This window comes from Sabulicella rubraurantiaca (assembly GCF_017355885.1).
GTDB lineage: Bacteria > Pseudomonadota > Alphaproteobacteria > Acetobacterales > Acetobacteraceae > Roseococcus > Roseococcus rubraurantiacus.
In genome coordinates this window covers 363,807-379,968 of sequence record NZ_JAFEUU010000003.1, presented here as the reverse complement: position 1 = coordinate 379,968, position 16,162 = coordinate 363,807, and the positions used below count along the sequence as shown (strand labels likewise).

The following is a 16,162-nucleotide window of genomic DNA, read 5'->3' as shown; positions in this document are numbered from 1 at the left end:
AATGTCCGGCGCACCGCCGGAATTCGGCCTGATCGCGCGGCATTTCGCGCCGCTGGCCGCGCCGGGCGGGCTAGGGCTGCTGGACGACGCGGCGCTGATCGCGCCACCCCCTGGGCAGGAGCTGGTGCTGGCCGCCGACGCCATGGTGGCGGGCGTGCATTTCCTGCCCGATGACCCGCCCGACACGATCGGCCGCAAGCTGCTGCGGGTGAATCTCAGCGACCTCGCCGCCATGGGGGCGGAACCGCTGGGCTACCTGATGACCATCGCCCTGTCGCGCGGCATCGGTGATGCCTGGCTGGAGGGCTTCGCCGCCGGTCTGGCGCAGGACCAGGCGCTGTTCGGGCTGCGCGTGCTGGGTGGCGACACCGTCTCCACGCCCGGACCGCTTTCGCTCTCTCTCACCATCCTCGGCACCGTGCCTTCTGGGCAGGCCATCCGCCGCGTGGGCGCGCGGCCGGGGGACGAGGTCTGGGTCTCGGGGCGGATCGGCGATGGCTGGCTCGGGCTGCGGGCGGCGCGCGGCGAATGGCCCGATCCGGATGGGGCGCTGGCGCGGCGCTACCGCCTGCCCGAGCCACGCCTCGAAACCGGGTTGGGGCTGCGCGGCGTGGCGCGCGCCATGCTCGATGTCTCGGATGGGCTCCTGCAGGATCTGTCGCATCTCTGCCGCCTGGGCGGCTGCATGGCGGAGGTGGAGGCTTCGCGCATCCCCGTCTCCGACGCCATGGCCGACATCGCCGCGCTGGCGACGGGCGGCGACGATTACGAGCTGCTGCTGGCTGCCGCGCCAGAGGATGCCGAGCGCTGCGCCGCTCTGGGCCTGACACGGATCGGCCGCTTCACGGAAGGTGCGCCGCGTGTGACGTTGCGCGACGCGGCCGGAAGGGACATCACCCCGCGCCGCCTGGGCTGGAGCCACGTCGAATGACCCCCGAGGAACGCGGCATGCGCCGCACCGTCTGGCGCCTCTTCTTCTGCCAGGCGCTGCTGAACACGACGCTGGTCGGTCAGGTCTCCATGGCGGCGCTGATCGGGCACTCGCTTTCCGCCGACAAGTCGCTCGCGACCCTGCCCATGGCGGTGCAGATGACCGCGGTGATGGCGGCCTCCATCCCCGCCTCGATGATCTTCGCGCGCTGGGGGCGGCGTGCCGGCTTCCTGCTGGGCGCGGTGCTGTCCCTCGCGGGGTCGCTTACCTTTGCCGCAGGCGTGGCGATGGGGGATTTCGTCACCTACTGCTCGGGCGCGGTCTTTGCCGGGCTGGGCATCGGCATCGGCCAGCATTACCGCTTCGCGGCCGCCGAGGCGGCGACGCCCGAATACCGCCCGCGCGCCATCGCGCTCGTCATGGCAGGCCCTGTGCTCTCCGCGATCTTCGGGCCGGAGATCGTGAAGCACACGCATGCCGCCTTCGCGCCGACTCTGTTCCTGGGCACCTATCTCGTCCTCGCCGTGCTGCCGGTGATGTGCCTGCTGCTGCTGACCGGGCTGCGCCTGCCGCCCCTGCCGGCGCGCGGCGCTGCGCACACCCCGCTGCTGGAGATCATGCGCCGACCGCAATTCATCTACGCCGCGGCCGCCGGCATGGTCTCCTATGGCGCCATGAACCTCGCCATGACGGCGACGCCACTGGAGATGATGCTGTGCGGCTTCGGTGTCGCCTCCTCCGCCACGGTGATCCAGTTCCATGCCGTGTCCATGTTCGCCCCTGGCTTCTTCACCGGCCACCTGATCACGCGCTTCGGCGTGCGGCGGATCATCGTCGCCGGCGCGGCGCTGATCGCCGCTTCCGTGCTGGTCGCGGTGGCGGGCAAGGAATTCTGGCATTTCGCCACCGGCCTCGCCCTGCTCGGCATCGGTTGGAACTTCATGTTCGTGGGCGCCACCAACCTGCTGGGCACGGCGCACCGGCCGGAGGAGCGGGTGAAGGCCCAGGCGGCGAATGATTTCCTGATCTTCGGCACGGTGGCCGGCACTGCCTTTCTCTCCGGCTTCATCCATGCCCGGCTGGGCTGGGAGGCGCTGAACCTCCTCCTCCTGCCCACCCTGCTTGGCGCGGTGGCGCTGATCGCCTGGCAGACGGCCCGCGCCCGCCCGGCGCCAGCCGCCGCCTGACGGGAACTCAGCGCGCCGCGGCCGGCGCCGCTTCCTCCTGCGGCGCGACCATGGTCGGCGCCGTGCCCGCCAGGTCGAAATCCGGCCGAAGCTCCTTCGGCATGGCGGCGCGGCGGGTGATGCGCCAAGCGACGAAGCCTGCGAGTAGGAGGTGCGCCACCGCCGTCGCCATGAACAGCCCTGACGGTCCGGATATGCGCATCAGGACGGAGGCCAGCAGCGGCCCCGCCACCGCCCCCAGCCCGTTCGCCAGCAGGAGGCCGGAGGAGGCTTCCACGAAATCCGACGGCGCCGTGTGGTCGAAGGCATGGGCAGCGCAGATGGCGTAGAGCGGAAACGCCGCCGCGCCGAACAGCGCCGCCAGCAGGGCCATGGGCAGACCCGTCTCGTCCACTCCCATGACGAGGCCGACCCCCGACGCCGCACCCACAAGGCAGGCGCCGATCACCACGATGCGGCGGTCCAGCCGGTCGGACAGACGGCCGATGGGCCACTGGATCAGCGCGCCGCCCAGCACGGCGATGGACATGAAGATCGCCACCTGCCGCGTGTCGGCGCCCATCGCGACCACATAGGCCGGGCCGAGCGCCCAGAAGGCACCGGAGGCGACGCCGGCCATCATCGCCCCCACCACCCCCACCGGCGAGATGCGGTAGAGCTTCAACGGCCGCAGCCTTGCCTCGGCCAGCGGCGCGGGCGGCGCCGCGCCGGTGAGCGCCACCGGCACCGCCGCCAGCGACACCAGGATGGAAGCCAGCGCGAAGAGCGGAAAGCGAGACGGATCGGAGAGGGTCAGCATCATCTGCCCGATCACGATCACGCCCAGGTTGATCATGGTGTAGACGCCCATGACCATGCCCCGGTTCTCGTTGCCCGCGCGCTCGTTCAGCCAGCTTTCGATGACGAGGTAGAGCCCGGCAAAGCAGAAGCCGGTGATGGCGCGCAGCACGGCCCAGGTGAAGGGCTCGACCACCATCGCGTGGATCAGCACCACGGTGGAGGCGACGGAGGCCAGCGCGGCGAAGGTGCGGATATGGCCCACGCGCTGGATCATCCGCCCGCCGAGGATGCAGCCCACGACGAAGCCGAGGAAGTAGGAGGAGCCTTGCAGACCGATCTCCGTCGGGTCGAATTCCTCGAAGCTGGCACGCACGGGCAGCAAGGTGGATTGCAGCCCATTGCCCATGATGAGGATCGCGACGGAAAGCAGCAACGCGGAGATCGGGGACAGCAATGCCCTCATGCGGAAGGCTCCTGTTGATGTGGGGGAAGATGTCTCCGTCCCCAACGCAACAGGATGCGGTGGGATTACGGGGAATGCCGCATGTGGCTTTCAGGGCGCAGCGTTCACATTTATGGGGAGGTTCGCGCAGGTCTCACTTTACTTTTCAACCATGTCCCGAAAAATGGTGCATCGTGGAGACGACGTGGCGAGGGGGCCGGCTTCTGCTGGACGCCGCGTTTGCTCTCGGCCATGATGGGCGCACGGGGTGCATGACAGACAGGGGCGATGACAGCGCGACGTTGGAGGATTGGTACCCCCGGCTGGAGGGGCGCCACTTCCTTGTTGTCGAGGACGAGTTCCTGATCGCCTGCTGGCTGGAGCAGGTGCTTACCAATCTCGGGGCGACGGTCTCGCATGCGAGCAACGTGGCCATGGCGCTGGACACGATCAGCAGCCGCGTCCCCGATGCCGCGCTGCTCGACTTCAACCTCGGCGAAGGGCGCAACTCCGTCCCGATCGCCGATGCGCTGGAGGCGCAAGGCATTCCCTTCGGCTTCATCACCGCTTCCGACCGCCGCGTCCGCGAAACGCATCATCGCGACCGGCCCACGGCGCCGAAGCCCACCTTCGACGAGGATCTGTACGCCCTGTTGCGGAAGATGCTCGCCGACGCCTGAGGCGCGGCCTCAGCCGCACCGCGGGGGGTGAAGGGCCCTCACCCCCGGCGCGGCAGCAGTGCGAAGCAGCCGACGATGTCCTGCACCGAGCCTCCCGGCAGGCCCATCACGAAGCGTTCCATGCGGTCATAGGCCTCTTCGGGCACGGCTTCCTCGGCGCCGATGCGGCGCACGAGTTCCATGGTGCGCGCGCGGTCATAGCTGTAGTCGGATGCGGTCATGCGCTGGTCCTGAACCAGCTCGGTGCCATCCTCCAGCCAAACAGCGATCACGGCGGAGAGTGTCGGCACATCAGGGTCCGCCACGGTCTCGACCGCCTGCATCAGCGCATTCACCTGGGCGTCGTCATAGTCCGTCATGATGCCCATGGTCGGCGTGCCGCGCAGCAGCGTGGCCGCGATGCAGAAGGGAATGGACATCAGCGTGCCGGAGACGGTGTTGAAGGGTCCCTTGCTGTCCATGCCGGCATAGCCGATCTCGTAGGGGTTCATCCGCACCGTGACGCCGGCGATCTTCCTTTCCGCGATCTTCTCCCTGAGCAGGAGCGCCGCGGTGACAGGCGTCTGGTTGAAGGCGCAGACCGGGAAGGGCTTGAAGGCCACGCGCATGGTGGACCATTCGACCCCCAGCTTCGCGGCGAGCCCCCCCACATCCGGCGCCACGCGGGCGAAGGCCCGGATATAGCCGGCGCTGCCCTCGAAGGCGTGCGGCGCGGCGACCGCACCCTGGCGTGCCAGCTCCGCTGCCATCAGCCCGTTCACCGCAGCCTGGCCGACCTGATAGCGCCATTCATCCGTGCCATCGGCGAAGGATTGCAGGATGCCGCCGGCGAAATGCGCGCCGTAGGAGAGCGCGGCGGCGATGCGGTCCTCGGGCAGCGCCATCGCCTTCGCCACCGCCGCCGCGGCGGCGATCGTGCCGTAGATCGGCGAGGCGCGCAGGCCCGCCGGGGTGGTGTGGCCGGCATGCGCCTTCTCGAACAGCCCGCCCGCCTCGTAGCCGGCGACCAGCGCGGGGATTAGGTGATCGAGCGGAAGCCCCCGCTCCTCGAACAGCGCGGTGAGCAGCGGGATGAGGATGGCGCCCAGATGCGCCGCGCCGCAGGCATCCTCCTGCGCTCGGCCGTGCGAGAGCGCGGCATTGGCCAGGGTCGCGCCGGCGATGGTGGTGCGGCGTCCGTCGCCCCAGAGCGTCGCGCCGTCCGGCCGCTCGCCTTCCATGGCGATGGCGGCGGCGCGGGCGACCGGCGCGAACTCCGTCGCGTGGCAGCCCAGCGCGATGCCGTAGCCGTTCAGCAGGCAGGCACGCGCCTTCGCCTCGACCTCTGCCGGGATGGTCGCGGGGCCAAGGCTATGGATGAAGCGCGCGAGGGCGCGGGCGAGCGGAACTTCATCCGTCATGGCGTGGCTTCCTTGTCCTGCGCCTTCTGCGCCAGCTCCTCGCGCAGCACGCGCTTCAGCACCTTGCCCGAGGGGTTGCGCGGCAGCGCGTCCCGCAGTTCCAGCGCCTTGGGCACTTTGAATCCCGCAAGATGCACGCGGCAATGCGCCTGCACCGCCGCGAGGTCCAGCTGCACGCCGTCGCGCGGCACCACCACGGCCACCGGCGTCTCGCCCCAGCGCGGGTCGGGCACGCCGATCACCGCCGCCTCGCTCACCTCAGGCATGGCGTAGAGGACGCGCTCAACCTCGGAACTCGCGACGTTCTCGCCGCCCGAGATGATCATGTCCTTCTTGCGGTCCGTCAGGAAGAGGAACCCGTCGGCGTCGAGGAAACCCACGTCGCCGGTACGGAACCAGCCGCCGGGATGGAAGGAGGCTTCGGTCTTTGCCGGGTCGTTCCAGTATCCCTTGAAGACCTTGGGGCCGCGCAGGCAGATCTCGCCCTCCTGCCCGGGAGGAAGAGGGGCCCCGGCCTCGTCGCAAATGGCGATCTCCACATGCGGCGTGGCGCGGCCGGTGGAACCGATCTTCGCGATCTCCCACCCCGCCTCCATCAGCGTGTCGCCGCTGCATGTCTCGGTGAGGCCATAGGCGTCGATGTAGCGTCCCTTCGGGAACAGGCCGGTGAAGGCGCGGATGCGGCCCTCGGGCGTCTTCTCGCCGCCACCGATGCACCAGCGCAGCGTGGAGAGGTCGAGCCCATCCGGATTGCCGTGTTCCAGCGTGCGCGACAGCATGACGGGGGCCATCCAGGCCCCGGTCAGGCCTTCGCGCGCGATGGCGGCGACGGCGGCCGCAGCATCGAAATCCCGCAGGATACAGAGCATCCCACCGACCCAGAGCACCCCGACACCCGGCAGGTCGAAGGCGCCGACATGGTAGAGCGGACCGACCACCAGCAGCCGGTCCGACGCGGTGAGCCCCAGCGCGACGACGTGCTCCATGCACTTCCAATAGAAATTGCCGTAGCTGTGCATGACGCCCTTCGGCCGGTCCGTGGTGCCGGAGGTGTACATCAGCCGGAACAGGTCACCCTCCTGCCGCGCGGCCGGAGGCGGCACGGGCAGGCCGGGCGGCACGAGGCGCGTGGGGTCCGCCTGGGCGGCGGAGTCCACGATGACGAGGCCCGGCACATCCTCGACGACCGGGCGGAACTCCGCATCGGCGAAGAGCAGCCTTGCCCGCGCATTGCCGAGAATGTAGGCCACCTCATCCCGCGCCAGGCGGAAATTGATCGGCAGGAACACGGCGCCGATGCGGCTGGCGGCGATGGCAAGCTCCACGAAGGCGGTCGAGTTCTTCATGAAGGCCGCGACGACCTGCCCGGCTTCCACGCCGCGCGAGGCGAGCAGCGCCGAGAGCGCCTCCGTCCGGCGCTGCAGCGCCGCGTAGGTGATGCGCTGCGGCCCGTACACGATGGCCAGCGCATCCGGACGCTGCCGCGCGTGGAAGGCGACGAAGGCGGACAGGTTGAGCATGCTCAGGCCCCCTCAGTAGCCGCGCGGCATCCCCAGATCGTGGATGGCGATGAAGTTCAGCACCATCTCCTCGGAGACCGGCGCGAAGCGGAACAGGCGCGCATCGCGCCACAGCCGCTCCATGTGGAATTCCTTGGCGTAGCCCATGCCGCCCATGGTCTGCATCGCCCGCTCGGTCGCCTGCGCCGCCGCCTGGGCGGCGAGCAGCTTCGCCTGGTTGGCGGCGGAGCCGTAGGGTTCGCCCAGATCGCAAAGAGAAGCGGCCTTGTGGTTCAGGACCCGCGCCGCCTCGCCCAACGCATGCGCCTGGGCCAGCGGGAATTGCAGCCCTTGGTAGGAGGCGATGGGCTTGCCGCCGAACACCTTGCGGCCCTGCGCATATTCCACCGCGCTGCGGATCGCGAGCTCTACCGTCCCGACGAGACCGGCCGTGGTGACGATGCGTTCGGTGTTCAGCACCTCCAGCAGCGCGGTCCATCCTTCATCCAGCGTGCCGACCAGATCGTCCGGCTCGACGCGCACCTCGTCGAAGAAGACTGAGGAGGAGGGCAGCGTGTTGGTGCCGAGCTTGTCGATCGCGGCATGGCTCACGCCCTCCCGCTCCGGCTCGATCATGAACAGGCTGATGCCTTCCGTGCGGCGCTTCACCTCCTCCACCTTCCGCGTGCGCGCCACGACCAGCATCTTGCTGGCCTGCGGCACGGCGGTGATCCAGACCTTGCGACCGTTCAACCGCCAGCCATTGCCGTCGGCGCGCGCGAAGCTCCGGACCTCCAGGCTGTTCGTGCCGGCATCGGGCTCCGTCAGCGCCATGCAGAAGGTGATCTCTCCGCTGGCCAAGCCGGGCAGCAGCGCCTTCTTCTGCGCCTCCGTGCCGAACTTCGCGATGCTGACGCCGCCGAAGATCGGGTTCAGCATGAACATCTGCGCCAGGGTTGAGCCGGCTCCGCCGGCCGTCAGCGCCTCGATCGCCAGCGCCATCTCCAGCATGCCCAGGCCCGAGCCGCCATGCTCCTCCGGCAAGGTGATGCCGCAGAGCCCGGCCTCGCAGATCGCGGCCCAGGCTTCCTTCGGATAAGCCTTCCGCGCGTCCAGGTCGCGCCAGTATTCGGGGCCGAAGCGCTCGCCGACCTTGCGGGCCGTCTCGACCAGCATGCGCTGGTCCTCGGAGAGCCGGAACTCCATGACTCAGGTCCTTTCCTCGGCCGGCGGGCGCAGCAGGGCCAGCGGCTTCTCCAGGCAGGCGACGATGCGTGCGAGGAAGGCGGCGGCGGCCGCCCCGTCCAGCACGCGGTGATCGGCGGACAGCACCAGCGTGACCTCGCGCCGCAGCGCGGGCGCGCCATTCGCATCCGGCCGGAACAGCGATTCCATGGCACCGAGGCCGAGGATCATGGACTGGCCGGGATTGACGATCGGCACGAGGAAGCGCGCGCCGAACATCCCGACATTTGACAGCGAGATGCAGCCGCCCTCGAGCTCATTGGGGGACAGGCGCCCGGCGCGGGCGCGCTCCACCAAGCCATTCGCGTGCTCCGCGAGCGCATCCAACGTCAGCCGCCCCGCATCGCGCAGCACCGGGGCGAAGAGGCCGCGCGGCGTGTCCACGGCAAGGCCCACATCCGGCTGCGACAGAAGCCGCCAGCCCTCTCCCTCCCAGACGCGGTTCAGCTCCGGCATGGCCAGCAGCGCGCGGCCCATGGCGGCGAGCACCGCATGCGTCACCGTCAGGCGCGGCGCACCAGGGATTTCCCGCCATTCGTCGCGCAGGGTCAGCAGGCGCGAGATCTCGGCCGCGGCGCCGACATAGAAATGCGGCATCTCCTGCTTCGCCTGGGCAAGGCGACGCGCCGAGGCCGCGCGCACGCGGTCGAGCGGGACGAATTCGCCAGGGGCGGGCGCCGCCACTGCGGGAGGCGGCGGAGCCTCCGGCACGTCCTTCGCCTTGATGCGGCCGCGCGGCCCGCTGCCGCGCAATGCTTCCAGCTTTACCCCCCGCTCCCGCGCGAGGCGACGCGCAAGCGGCGTGGCGACGATGCGGGATGGCGGGGCGGCCTGCCCGGCCGGCTCTGCCTCCGGCGCTGCGGCGCCGGTCCAGCGCGCAACCGGCGTGCCCACGGGGATGGTGCTGCCGGCAGGGACGAGCAATTCCAGGATCTCGCCCTCACCCACCGCCTCGATGTCGGTGGAGATCTTCTCCGTCTCCACCACGAAGAGGATGTCGCCCGCTGCCACCCGCGACCCCGGCTGCACGTGCCACTGCGCCAGCAGCCCCTCGGTCATGGTGAGGCCGAGCTTCGGCATGACGATGTCGGCAGAAGCCGTCATCGGGTCATCGCCCGGTGAACTGGGCCGGGCGCTTCTCCAGGAAGGCGCGGCAGCCCTCATGCGCGTCGGCGGCGTCGAGCACGAGGCCGATCATCGCATGCTCATGCGCCAGGGCCTGCGGCAGCGGCATCTGCGCGCCTTGGCGCAGCGTGCGTTTCATCAGCTTGAGGATCAGCGGCGACTTGGAGGCGCAGCGCTCGGCCAGCTTCATCGCCTCGGTCATGAGTTCCGCCCGCGGCACCACGCGGTTGCACAGGCCGAGCTCCACCGCCTCCTGCGCCGTGATCTGGCTGCCGGTGAACATCATCTCCCGCGCCCGGCAGGGCGAGATCTCGCGGATCAGGCGCTGCGTGCCGCCCGCACCAGGGAAGAGGCCGAGATTGATCTCGGGCAGGCCGAGCCGCGCCGTGTCTGCCACCAGCCGCATGTCGGTGCAGAGAAGCAGCTCCGTCCCGCCGCCGAGCGCGAAGCCGTTCACCGCGGCGATGGTGGGCTTGTCGCAGGCCTCGACGCGGTTGAAGACCCGGTGCAGCTCCTCGCCGAATTCCAGGTAGTGCGGCAGGCCCTGGCGGCTTTCGAGGTCGCCGATGTCACCACCGGCGACGAAGGCCTTCTCGCCTGCACCGGTGATGACGATGACGCGTACGGCAGCATCCTGCTCGGCAGCGATGAAGGCGGCTTCGAAGGCCTTCAGCGTCGCCGCGTCGATCGCGTTCAGCGCCGCGGGGCGGTTGAAGGTGAGCACCGCGACGGCGCCCTTGGTCTCGGACAGGATGACGGGGTCGGGCATGGGCTGTCCCTTATTCCAGCGTGCGGCGAACGGCGGCGGCGATGCGTGCTGCGTCGGGGCGGTAGGCGCTCTCCAGCTCCTTCGCGAAGGGCACCGGGGTGAAGGGCGCGCCGACGCGCAGGATCGGTCCATCCAGTTCGTCGAAGCCGATCTCGGCCATGCGCGCGGCGATCTCCGCGCCGACGCCGAAGGCTTCCACCGCCTCCTGCGCGATGACGAGGCGATGCGTGCGCGACAGGCTTTCGAGCACCGCCGCCTCGTCCCAGGGCTGGAGGCTGCGGAGGTCGAGCACCTCGGCCTCGATCCCCTCCCCCTCCAAGGTCGCGGCGGCCTCGGTCGCCCAGTGCACGGCGGCGCCGTAGGCGACGACCGTCGCGTCGCGTCCAGGCCGGGCGATGCGGGCGCGGCCGATCGGCACCGGGGCCGGTGCTTCCTCGACCTCGCCCTTCATGGCGTAGAGCGCCTTGTTCTCGATAAAGACCACCGGATCTGGGTCGGCGATGGCGGCACGCAGCAGGGCGTGCGCATCGGCAGGCGTCGCGGGGCAGACCACCTTCAGCCCCGGGATGTGGCACAGCCACGCCTCCAGGCATTGCGAATGCTGCGGCCCGGCGGAAAGCCCACCGCCATGCGGCGTGCGCAGCACCATTGGCACGCCTCGCTGCCCGCCGAACATGAAGCGCGCCTTCGCCGCCTGGTTCACCAGCGCATCCATGGCGAGGGTGATGAAGTCCATGAACATGATCTCGGCGACCGGCTTCAGCCCCGAGAGCGCCGCGCCCACCGCCGCACCGACGATACCGGCCTCGGAGATCGGCGTGTCGCGCACGCGGTCGGGGCCGAACTTGTCCAGCAGCCCGCGCGTCGCGCCGAAGGGGCCGCCCGCGGCGCCGATATCCTCGCCCAGCAGGAAGACGGAAGGGTCCTCCGCCATGGCCTCGGCCAGGGCGCGGTTGACGGCCTGCACCATGCGTAGCTCGGCCACGGTTCAGGCCTCCGCCGGCGCATAGACGCCCGTCAGCGCGGCCGCCCAGTCGGCGGGGGGAGCCGTGCGCGCAGCGGCGATGGCGGCGGCGACAGCGTCGCGGGCCTCACTCTCGGCCGTGTCCAGTGTCTGGGCCGGCGTGCCTTCGGCGGTCAGGGCCGCGCGAGCGCGGGCGATGGGGTCGTGCTCCGCCATGCGGCCGGCCTCCTCCGGGTCGCGGTAGCGCTGCGGATCACCCTCGAAATGGCCGCGCCAGCGATGGGTGCGCGCCTCGATCACGCGCGGCCCCTCGCCGCGGCGCAGGGCGGCGACGGCCTCCTCCGCCGCCGCCGCGACGGCGACGACGTCGTTGCCGTCCACCTCGTCGTGGCGGACGCCATAGGATTGCGTCCAGGCGCCGAGCTTCGCCGCCACCTGCGTGTCGCTGCGGCTGAACTCCGCCCAGCCATTATTCTCGCAGACCATCAGCAGCGGCAGGCGCCAGATGGCGGCCATGTTCAGCGTCTCGTGCATCGCGCCCTCGGCCAGGGCGCCGTCGCCGAAGAAGGCAACCGCGACGCCATCCGTCCCGCGCGTGCGATGCGCCAGCGCTGCGCCGAGCGCGATAGGCGCGCCGGCACCGACGATGCCGTTGGCGCCCAGCATTCCGCGCTGCAGATCCGCAACGTGCATGGAGCCGCCACGCCCGCCGCACAGCCCGGTGGACTTCGCCATCACCTCGGCGAAGAAGCCTTCTAGCGCCATGCCGCGCGCCAGGGCGTGGCCATGGCCGCGATGGGTGGAGGCGACCGAATCCTGTGGCCCAAGCGCGGCGCAGACACCCGCCGCCACCCCTTCCTGCCCGACCGAGAGGTGGATGAAGCCCGGCACCTCGCCATCGGCGAAGAGCCGCGCGAGGGCGAGTTCCGCCTCACGGATAGTGAGCATCATGCGGAACAGCGCGATCGGGTCGGCCATGCGTGTCACACCTGCAGGTAGCGGGCCTGGACCGAAGGGTCGGCGCGAAACTGCTCCACGCCGCCGCGCCAGACGATGGCGCCCTTGTCGATCACCGCGACCCGCGTCGCGACGCCGAGGCAGAAGCGGCTATTCTGCTCGGCAAGCACGATGGTAGTTCCCATTTCCCGCAGCTTGCGGATCAGATCGCCGATCTGCGCGACGATCAGCGGCGCCAGCCCTTCCGACGGCTCGTCCAGGAGCAGCACGGCCGGGTTGCCCATCAGGCTGCGGGCGATGGTCAGCATCTGCTGCTCGCCACCCGACAGGCGGCCAGCCATGCGCTTGCGCAGCGGCACGAGCATGGGAAAGACCTGGAAGGCGCGCTCGACATTCCAGTCGCCGCCACCCGGCCCCGGCTTCTGCGCGACTTCGAGATTCTCCTCTACCGTGTGCTCCGGGAAGACCTGCCGGTCCTCCGGGACGAAGCCGACCCCGGCCCGTGCGATGCGATAGGGCTTGGCACCCGCGAGGTCCTGGCCACGGAGCAGCACCTTGCCGCCCCGCGGCGACAGCAACCCGGCGATGGCCTTGAAGGTCGTACTCTTGCCGGCGCCGTTGCGACCCATCAGGGCGAGGGTCTCGCCCCGCTCGACATCGAACTCCACGCCGAACAGGACTTGGCTCGCGCCATAGGCGGCGTCGAGGCCGCTGACGGAGAGTTCCGCCATCATGCCACATCGCCCTCCAGCGCGTGCTCGCTGCCCAGATAGGCCTCGATCACCGCGGGGTTTCGGCGCACCTCCTCCGGCGTGCCCTGGGCGAGGACGGCGCCGTAGCGCAGCACGCGCACTGTCTCGGCGATGCGGAAGACAATGTCCATGTCGTGCTCGATGAAGATCAGCGTCATGCGCCGCGCCTCCCACAACCGGTGCACGCGCTCGATCATCCGCCACCGTTCCTCGGGGCCCATGCCGGCGGTAGGCTCGTCCAGCAGCAGCACCTTCGGGTCGAGCGCCAGGGCCAGCGCGATGTCGAGAAGCTTCTGGTCGCCATGCGACAGATGCTTCGCCGTGATGTTCGCCAGCGAGGAAAGACCGCAAAGCTCCATCACCTCATCGGCCCGCGCCGCGACATCCGGCGGCGGGAAGGCGCGGAACAGGCTTGCGGTGCGGCCCTCATGCGTCAGCATCGCGGCGACGAGGCTTTCGGCCACGGTGAAGCTGGGGAAGAGATTCGCCACCTGGAAGGCGCGCCCGACGCCGCGCCGGACGATGTCCTGGCGGTCGAGATTCGTGATATCCGCCCCGTCCAGCAGGACGCGGCCGGCCGTCGGCTTGATCTTGCCGCTGATCAGGTGGAACAGCGTCGTCTTGCCCGCGCCGTTCGGCCCGATGATCGCCGAGAGCGTCCCCGCCGCGAAATTCAGCGAGACATCGTCCGTGGCCACCACCCCGCCGAAGGTGCGGCGCAGGCCCTGAAGCTCCAGCCGCCCGCCCCTCATGCATTGCCCCTGGGGCCCGGCAGCCCGCCATAGCTCGCCCAGGACCCGGCCACGAGCCAGCCGGCATCCACCGGCAGGTTGATGCCGGTGATGGCGGAGGCGGCGTCCGAGCAGAGGAAGCACACCGCCTCCGCGATATCCTCCGGCGTCACCATGCGGCCCAGCGCGCTGGTGGCCTCCAGCAGGGAAACGTCGCGCTCCCCCTTGTCGATCGCGGCCTGCAGCGCGGGTGTGCGGGTGTAGCCGGGCGAGACCGCGTTCACGCGCACCCCCGACCTTCCCCATTCGGCGGCGAGGCAGCGCGTCATCTCGATCACCGCCGCCTTGGCCGGGGAATAGGCGTGCAGCGGCATGGAGCGGATGCCGGCGATGGAGGCGATGGTGACGATGGCACCGCCGCCCCGCACCGCCATGCGCCGACCGAAGGCGACTGCCGAATTCCATGTGCCGATCTGGTCGATGCGGACGACATCCTCGACATCCTGCTCCGGCAATTCCTCGGCCCGCAGCGGCCGCTGGATCACGCCTGCCGAGGTGACGAGGATATCGGCCGGCCCAAGCTGCGCCTCCACCGCGGCCGCGGTGGCCTCATTCGCCGCCATGGTCGCGACGTCGAGGGCGAAGGCAATGCCGCCCGTCTCGCGCGCGACCTCCTCGGCCCGGGCCATGTCACGATCCGTCACCGCGACCCGGGCGCCGCGCGCGGCGAGGATGCGGCAGCACGCGGCGCCGATGCCGCTGGCCCCGCCGGTCACCACCGCGACCTTGCCGTGGAATCCCTGGCCGCTCATGCCCGCCTCTCCCGCCGCTCGCGCCACGCATCCACCACGAAATCCAGCAGGCCCTTCCGCAGCCCGAGCACCAGCAGCAGCAGGATGGTGCCCATGACCAGCCCATGATGCTCGGTGATGTTGGTGATGCGGTCGTTCAGCACCAGGAAGATCGCCGCACCCGCCAGCGGGCCGAGAAAGACGGTGATGCCGCCGAGCATGATCATGAAGATCGCCTCGCCCGAGGTGGTCCAGTAGAGAAAGGTCGGGAAGGCGCCGGACACGTAGAGGCTCATCAGCACGCCCGAGAGACCCGCGAAGGTACCGGCGATCACGAAGGCGGCGAGGCGGTACCGGAAGATGGAAAGCCCCAGGAAGGCGGCGCGCTCCGGGTTGTCGCGCAGCATCCGCAGCGCCGCTCCGAAGGGAGAGCGCACGATCTGCCGCAGCGCCACCACGGAGGCGAGCAGGCAGAAGAGGGAGAACAGCGCCAGATGGCCCTGATTGCCTAGGTCGATGCCGAGGAAGGGCGGCTTGGGAATGCCACCCATCAGCCCCTGGTCACCGCCGGTCAGCGACACCCAGGAGATGACGACCGAGTGGATCAGCATCTGGAAGGCGAGGGTGAGGAAGGCGAAGTAGATCTCCGACAGCCGCACGCAAAGCGCGCCGATGGCGAGTGCCAGCAGCGCCGTCATGACCATGGCGGCGAGGATGGCGGCCGGGATGGACCATCCGCCGGACTGCATCAGCAGCCCGAAGGCATAGGCGCCGGAGCCGAAGAAGGCCGCATGCCCGAAGGAGACGAGTCCCGTCGTCCCGATCAGAAGGTTGAGCGACATGGCCAGCAGGCCGAAGATCGCGAAGCGCACCACGAAATCCAGCACCGACGGCAGGCCCAGCAGGAAGGCCGGCACGGCCAGCGCAAGGAAGGCCAGGGCGGCGACCAGCACGTCGCCGCGCCAGGAAAGCGCTGTCCTCATGCGTGCGGCTTCCCGGCCAGACCGCTCGGCTTCACCAGCAGGACCAGCGCCATCATCAGGAACATCATGCCTTCGGTGAAGAGCGGGAAGCCGATGGAGCCAAAGGACCGGGTGAAGCCGATCAGCAGCGAAGCGATCAGCGCGCCCCAGATCGAGCCCATGCCGCCGATGACGGTGACGATGAAGCTCTCGATGAGGATGGAGACGCCGGCCCCCGGCACCACCGAGCGGATCGGCGCCGAGAGCGCCCCCGCCAGCCCGGCGAGCAGCGAGCCAATCGCGAACACCGCCGCGAAAACCGCGGTCGTGTTGATGCCAAGGGCACCGACCATGCCCGGATTCACCGCTGCGGCGCGCACGGTGCGGCCGAAGCGCGTGCGCCCCATGCCCCAGGCCAGGATCACCGCGATCGCGGCGGTGATGGCGAAGAGGATGACGTAGTAATAGGGGACGATGCCCCCTGCGATGATCACCGGCGGGCGGCGGAAGGCGTCCGGCAGGTCCATCTTCAGGAAGTCGCCACCCCAGACGATCTTCACCACGTCATCCAGGATCAGGATGATGGCGTAGCAGACCAGGAGCTGCATCAGCACGTCCGTGCCGTAGATGCGGCTGAGCAGGAAGCGCTCCATCAGCAGGCCGACGAGCGCGACGCCGAAAGCGCCCGCGCCCACCGCCGCCAGGAAGCTCCCCGTCGTACCATAGGCGGTCAGCGCGAAGTAGGAGCCCAGCATGTAAAGCGTGCCGTGCGCGAAGTTCACCAGCCCCAGCACGCCGAAGATCAGCGTCAGCCCGGAGGCGACCAGGAAGATCAGCAAGCCGATCGTCAGCCCGGCCGAGACCTGGGTGACGACACAGGATGCCGACCCCAGGCAGGATGCGAGTTCACCAAGATCCATCAGGTCGCTCCGTGCGCGAAGGAAAAG

At 69.9% G+C, this 16,162-nt stretch carries 16 protein-coding genes; 3 read left to right on the top strand and 13 right to left on the bottom strand.

Annotated features, from left to right (window positions below; all coding sequences use genetic code 11):
- Window position 1: 1 nt before the first annotated feature.
- Entirely contained in the window at window positions 2-931 is a 930-nt protein-coding gene (thiL, locus tag JTJ31_RS08585; RefSeq protein ID WP_207538207.1) for a thiamine-phosphate kinase, read from the top strand.
- A complete protein-coding gene (locus JTJ31_RS08580; RefSeq protein WP_207538206.1) occupies window positions 928-2,118 on the top strand; it encodes an MFS transporter in 1,191 nt (396 codons plus the stop codon). Before thiL ends, JTJ31_RS08580 begins: the two co-directional genes overlap by 4 nt.
- Window positions 2,119-2,125: 7 nt before the next feature.
- On the opposite strand, the gene JTJ31_RS08575 is transcribed toward JTJ31_RS08580, so the two are convergent.
- A complete protein-coding gene (locus JTJ31_RS08575) occupies window positions 2,126-3,361 on the bottom strand; it encodes an MFS transporter (RefSeq protein ID WP_207538205.1) in 1,236 nt (411 codons plus the stop codon).
- Between the two features lie 251 nt (window positions 3,362-3,612).
- Here JTJ31_RS08575 and JTJ31_RS08570 point away from each other — a divergent pair, with 251 nt between their 5' ends.
- Window positions 3,613-4,020 (top strand): response regulator, encoded by a 408-nt coding sequence (locus JTJ31_RS08570; RefSeq protein ID WP_207538204.1) that lies wholly within the window; start codon window positions 3,613-3,615, stop codon window positions 4,018-4,020.
- Window positions 4,021-4,058: 38 nt separating this feature from the next.
- Here the strand turns inward: JTJ31_RS08570 and JTJ31_RS08565 are convergent, their stop codons facing one another.
- From JTJ31_RS08565 to JTJ31_RS08510, 12 genes are read right to left on the bottom strand one after another with little or no spacing between them, the layout of a single operon-like run.
- Entirely contained in the window at window positions 4,059-5,420 is a 1,362-nt protein-coding gene (locus JTJ31_RS08565) for an MmgE/PrpD family protein (protein WP_207538203.1), read from the bottom strand.
- Window positions 5,417-6,940, bottom strand: a complete 1,524-nt coding sequence (locus JTJ31_RS08560; RefSeq protein ID WP_207538202.1) for an AMP-binding protein — start codon at window positions 6,938-6,940, stop codon at window positions 5,417-5,419. The genes JTJ31_RS08565 and JTJ31_RS08560 overlap by 4 nt, the downstream gene beginning before the upstream one ends.
- Before the next feature lie 12 nt (window positions 6,941-6,952).
- Entirely contained in the window at window positions 6,953-8,125 is a 1,173-nt protein-coding gene (locus JTJ31_RS08555; RefSeq protein WP_207538201.1) for an acyl-CoA dehydrogenase family protein, read from the bottom strand.
- A 3-nt stretch (window positions 8,126-8,128) separates the two neighbouring features.
- Window positions 8,129-9,268 carry a dihydrolipoamide acetyltransferase family protein gene (locus JTJ31_RS08550; protein ID WP_207538200.1) on the bottom strand — a complete coding sequence of 380 codons (1,140 nt, stop codon included), beginning with the start codon at window positions 9,266-9,268 and terminating at the stop codon, window positions 8,129-8,131.
- Between the two features lie 4 nt (window positions 9,269-9,272).
- Window positions 9,273-10,058, bottom strand: coding sequence for an enoyl-CoA hydratase/isomerase family protein (locus tag JTJ31_RS08545; protein WP_207538199.1), 786 nt, complete (start codon window positions 10,056-10,058; stop codon window positions 9,273-9,275).
- A gap of 10 nt (window positions 10,059-10,068) precedes the next feature.
- Window positions 10,069-11,043 carry an alpha-ketoacid dehydrogenase subunit beta gene (locus JTJ31_RS08540; protein WP_328805708.1) on the bottom strand — a complete coding sequence of 325 codons (975 nt, stop codon included), beginning with the start codon at window positions 11,041-11,043 and terminating at the stop codon, window positions 10,069-10,071.
- Window positions 11,044-11,046: 3 nt separating this feature from the next.
- Entirely contained in the window at window positions 11,047-12,000 is a 954-nt protein-coding gene (locus JTJ31_RS08535; protein ID WP_236019980.1) for a thiamine pyrophosphate-dependent dehydrogenase E1 component subunit alpha, read from the bottom strand.
- A gap of 5 nt (window positions 12,001-12,005) precedes the next feature.
- Window positions 12,006-12,713 carry an ABC transporter ATP-binding protein gene (locus tag JTJ31_RS08530; protein WP_328805707.1) on the bottom strand — a complete coding sequence of 236 codons (708 nt, stop codon included), beginning with the start codon at window positions 12,711-12,713 and terminating at the stop codon, window positions 12,006-12,008.
- On the bottom strand, window positions 12,710-13,483 hold the full coding sequence (locus tag JTJ31_RS08525; protein ID WP_207538198.1) for an ABC transporter ATP-binding protein: 774 nt from the start codon (window positions 13,481-13,483) through the stop codon (window positions 12,710-12,712). The genes JTJ31_RS08530 and JTJ31_RS08525 overlap by 4 nt, the downstream gene beginning before the upstream one ends.
- Window positions 13,480-14,274 (bottom strand): SDR family NAD(P)-dependent oxidoreductase, encoded by a 795-nt coding sequence (locus JTJ31_RS08520; RefSeq protein ID WP_207538197.1) that lies wholly within the window; start codon window positions 14,272-14,274, stop codon window positions 13,480-13,482. Before JTJ31_RS08520 ends, JTJ31_RS08525 begins: the two co-directional genes overlap by 4 nt.
- Window positions 14,271-15,236: a branched-chain amino acid ABC transporter permease gene (locus JTJ31_RS08515; RefSeq protein WP_207538196.1), complete on the bottom strand. Its 966-nt coding sequence runs from the start codon at window positions 15,234-15,236 to the stop codon at window positions 14,271-14,273. The genes JTJ31_RS08520 and JTJ31_RS08515 overlap by 4 nt, the downstream gene beginning before the upstream one ends.
- Window positions 15,233-16,135 carry a branched-chain amino acid ABC transporter permease gene (locus JTJ31_RS08510; protein WP_207538195.1) on the bottom strand — a complete coding sequence of 301 codons (903 nt, stop codon included), beginning with the start codon at window positions 16,133-16,135 and terminating at the stop codon, window positions 15,233-15,235. Before JTJ31_RS08510 ends, JTJ31_RS08515 begins: the two co-directional genes overlap by 4 nt.
- Between the last annotated feature and the right edge of the window lie 27 nt (window positions 16,136-16,162).

Coding starts and splice junctions, on each gene's coding strand:
- thiL (WP_207538207.1), top strand. CDS start 2: ATGTCCGGCGCACCGCCGGAATTCGGCCTGATCGCGCGGCATTTCGCG.
- JTJ31_RS08580 (WP_207538206.1), top strand. CDS start 928: ATGACCCCCGAGGAACGCGGCATGCGCCGCACCGTCTGGCGCCTCTTC.
- JTJ31_RS08575 (WP_207538205.1), bottom strand. CDS start 3,361: ATGAGGGCATTGCTGTCCCCGATCTCCGCGTTGCTGCTTTCCGTCGCG.
- JTJ31_RS08570 (WP_207538204.1), top strand. CDS start 3,613: ATGACAGACAGGGGCGATGACAGCGCGACGTTGGAGGATTGGTACCCC.
- JTJ31_RS08565 (WP_207538203.1), bottom strand. CDS start 5,420: ATGACGGATGAAGTTCCGCTCGCCCGCGCCCTCGCGCGCTTCATCCAT.
- JTJ31_RS08560 (WP_207538202.1), bottom strand. CDS start 6,940: ATGCTCAACCTGTCCGCCTTCGTCGCCTTCCACGCGCGGCAGCGTCCG.
- JTJ31_RS08555 (WP_207538201.1), bottom strand. CDS start 8,125: ATGGAGTTCCGGCTCTCCGAGGACCAGCGCATGCTGGTCGAGACGGCC.
- JTJ31_RS08550 (WP_207538200.1), bottom strand. CDS start 9,268: ATGACGGCTTCTGCCGACATCGTCATGCCGAAGCTCGGCCTCACCATG.
- JTJ31_RS08545 (WP_207538199.1), bottom strand. CDS start 10,058: ATGCCCGACCCCGTCATCCTGTCCGAGACCAAGGGCGCCGTCGCGGTG.
- JTJ31_RS08535 (WP_236019980.1), bottom strand. CDS start 12,000: ATGGCCGACCCGATCGCGCTGTTCCGCATGATGCTCACTATCCGTGAG.
- JTJ31_RS08530 (WP_328805707.1), bottom strand. CDS start 12,713: ATGATGGCGGAACTCTCCGTCAGCGGCCTCGACGCCGCCTATGGCGCG.
- JTJ31_RS08525 (WP_207538198.1), bottom strand. CDS start 13,483: ATGAGGGGCGGGCGGCTGGAGCTTCAGGGCCTGCGCCGCACCTTCGGC.
- JTJ31_RS08520 (WP_207538197.1), bottom strand. CDS start 14,274: ATGAGCGGCCAGGGATTCCACGGCAAGGTCGCGGTGGTGACCGGCGGG.
- JTJ31_RS08515 (WP_207538196.1), bottom strand. CDS start 15,236: ATGAGGACAGCGCTTTCCTGGCGCGGCGACGTGCTGGTCGCCGCCCTG.
- JTJ31_RS08510 (WP_207538195.1), bottom strand. CDS start 16,135: ATGGATCTTGGTGAACTCGCATCCTGCCTGGGGTCGGCATCCTGTGTC.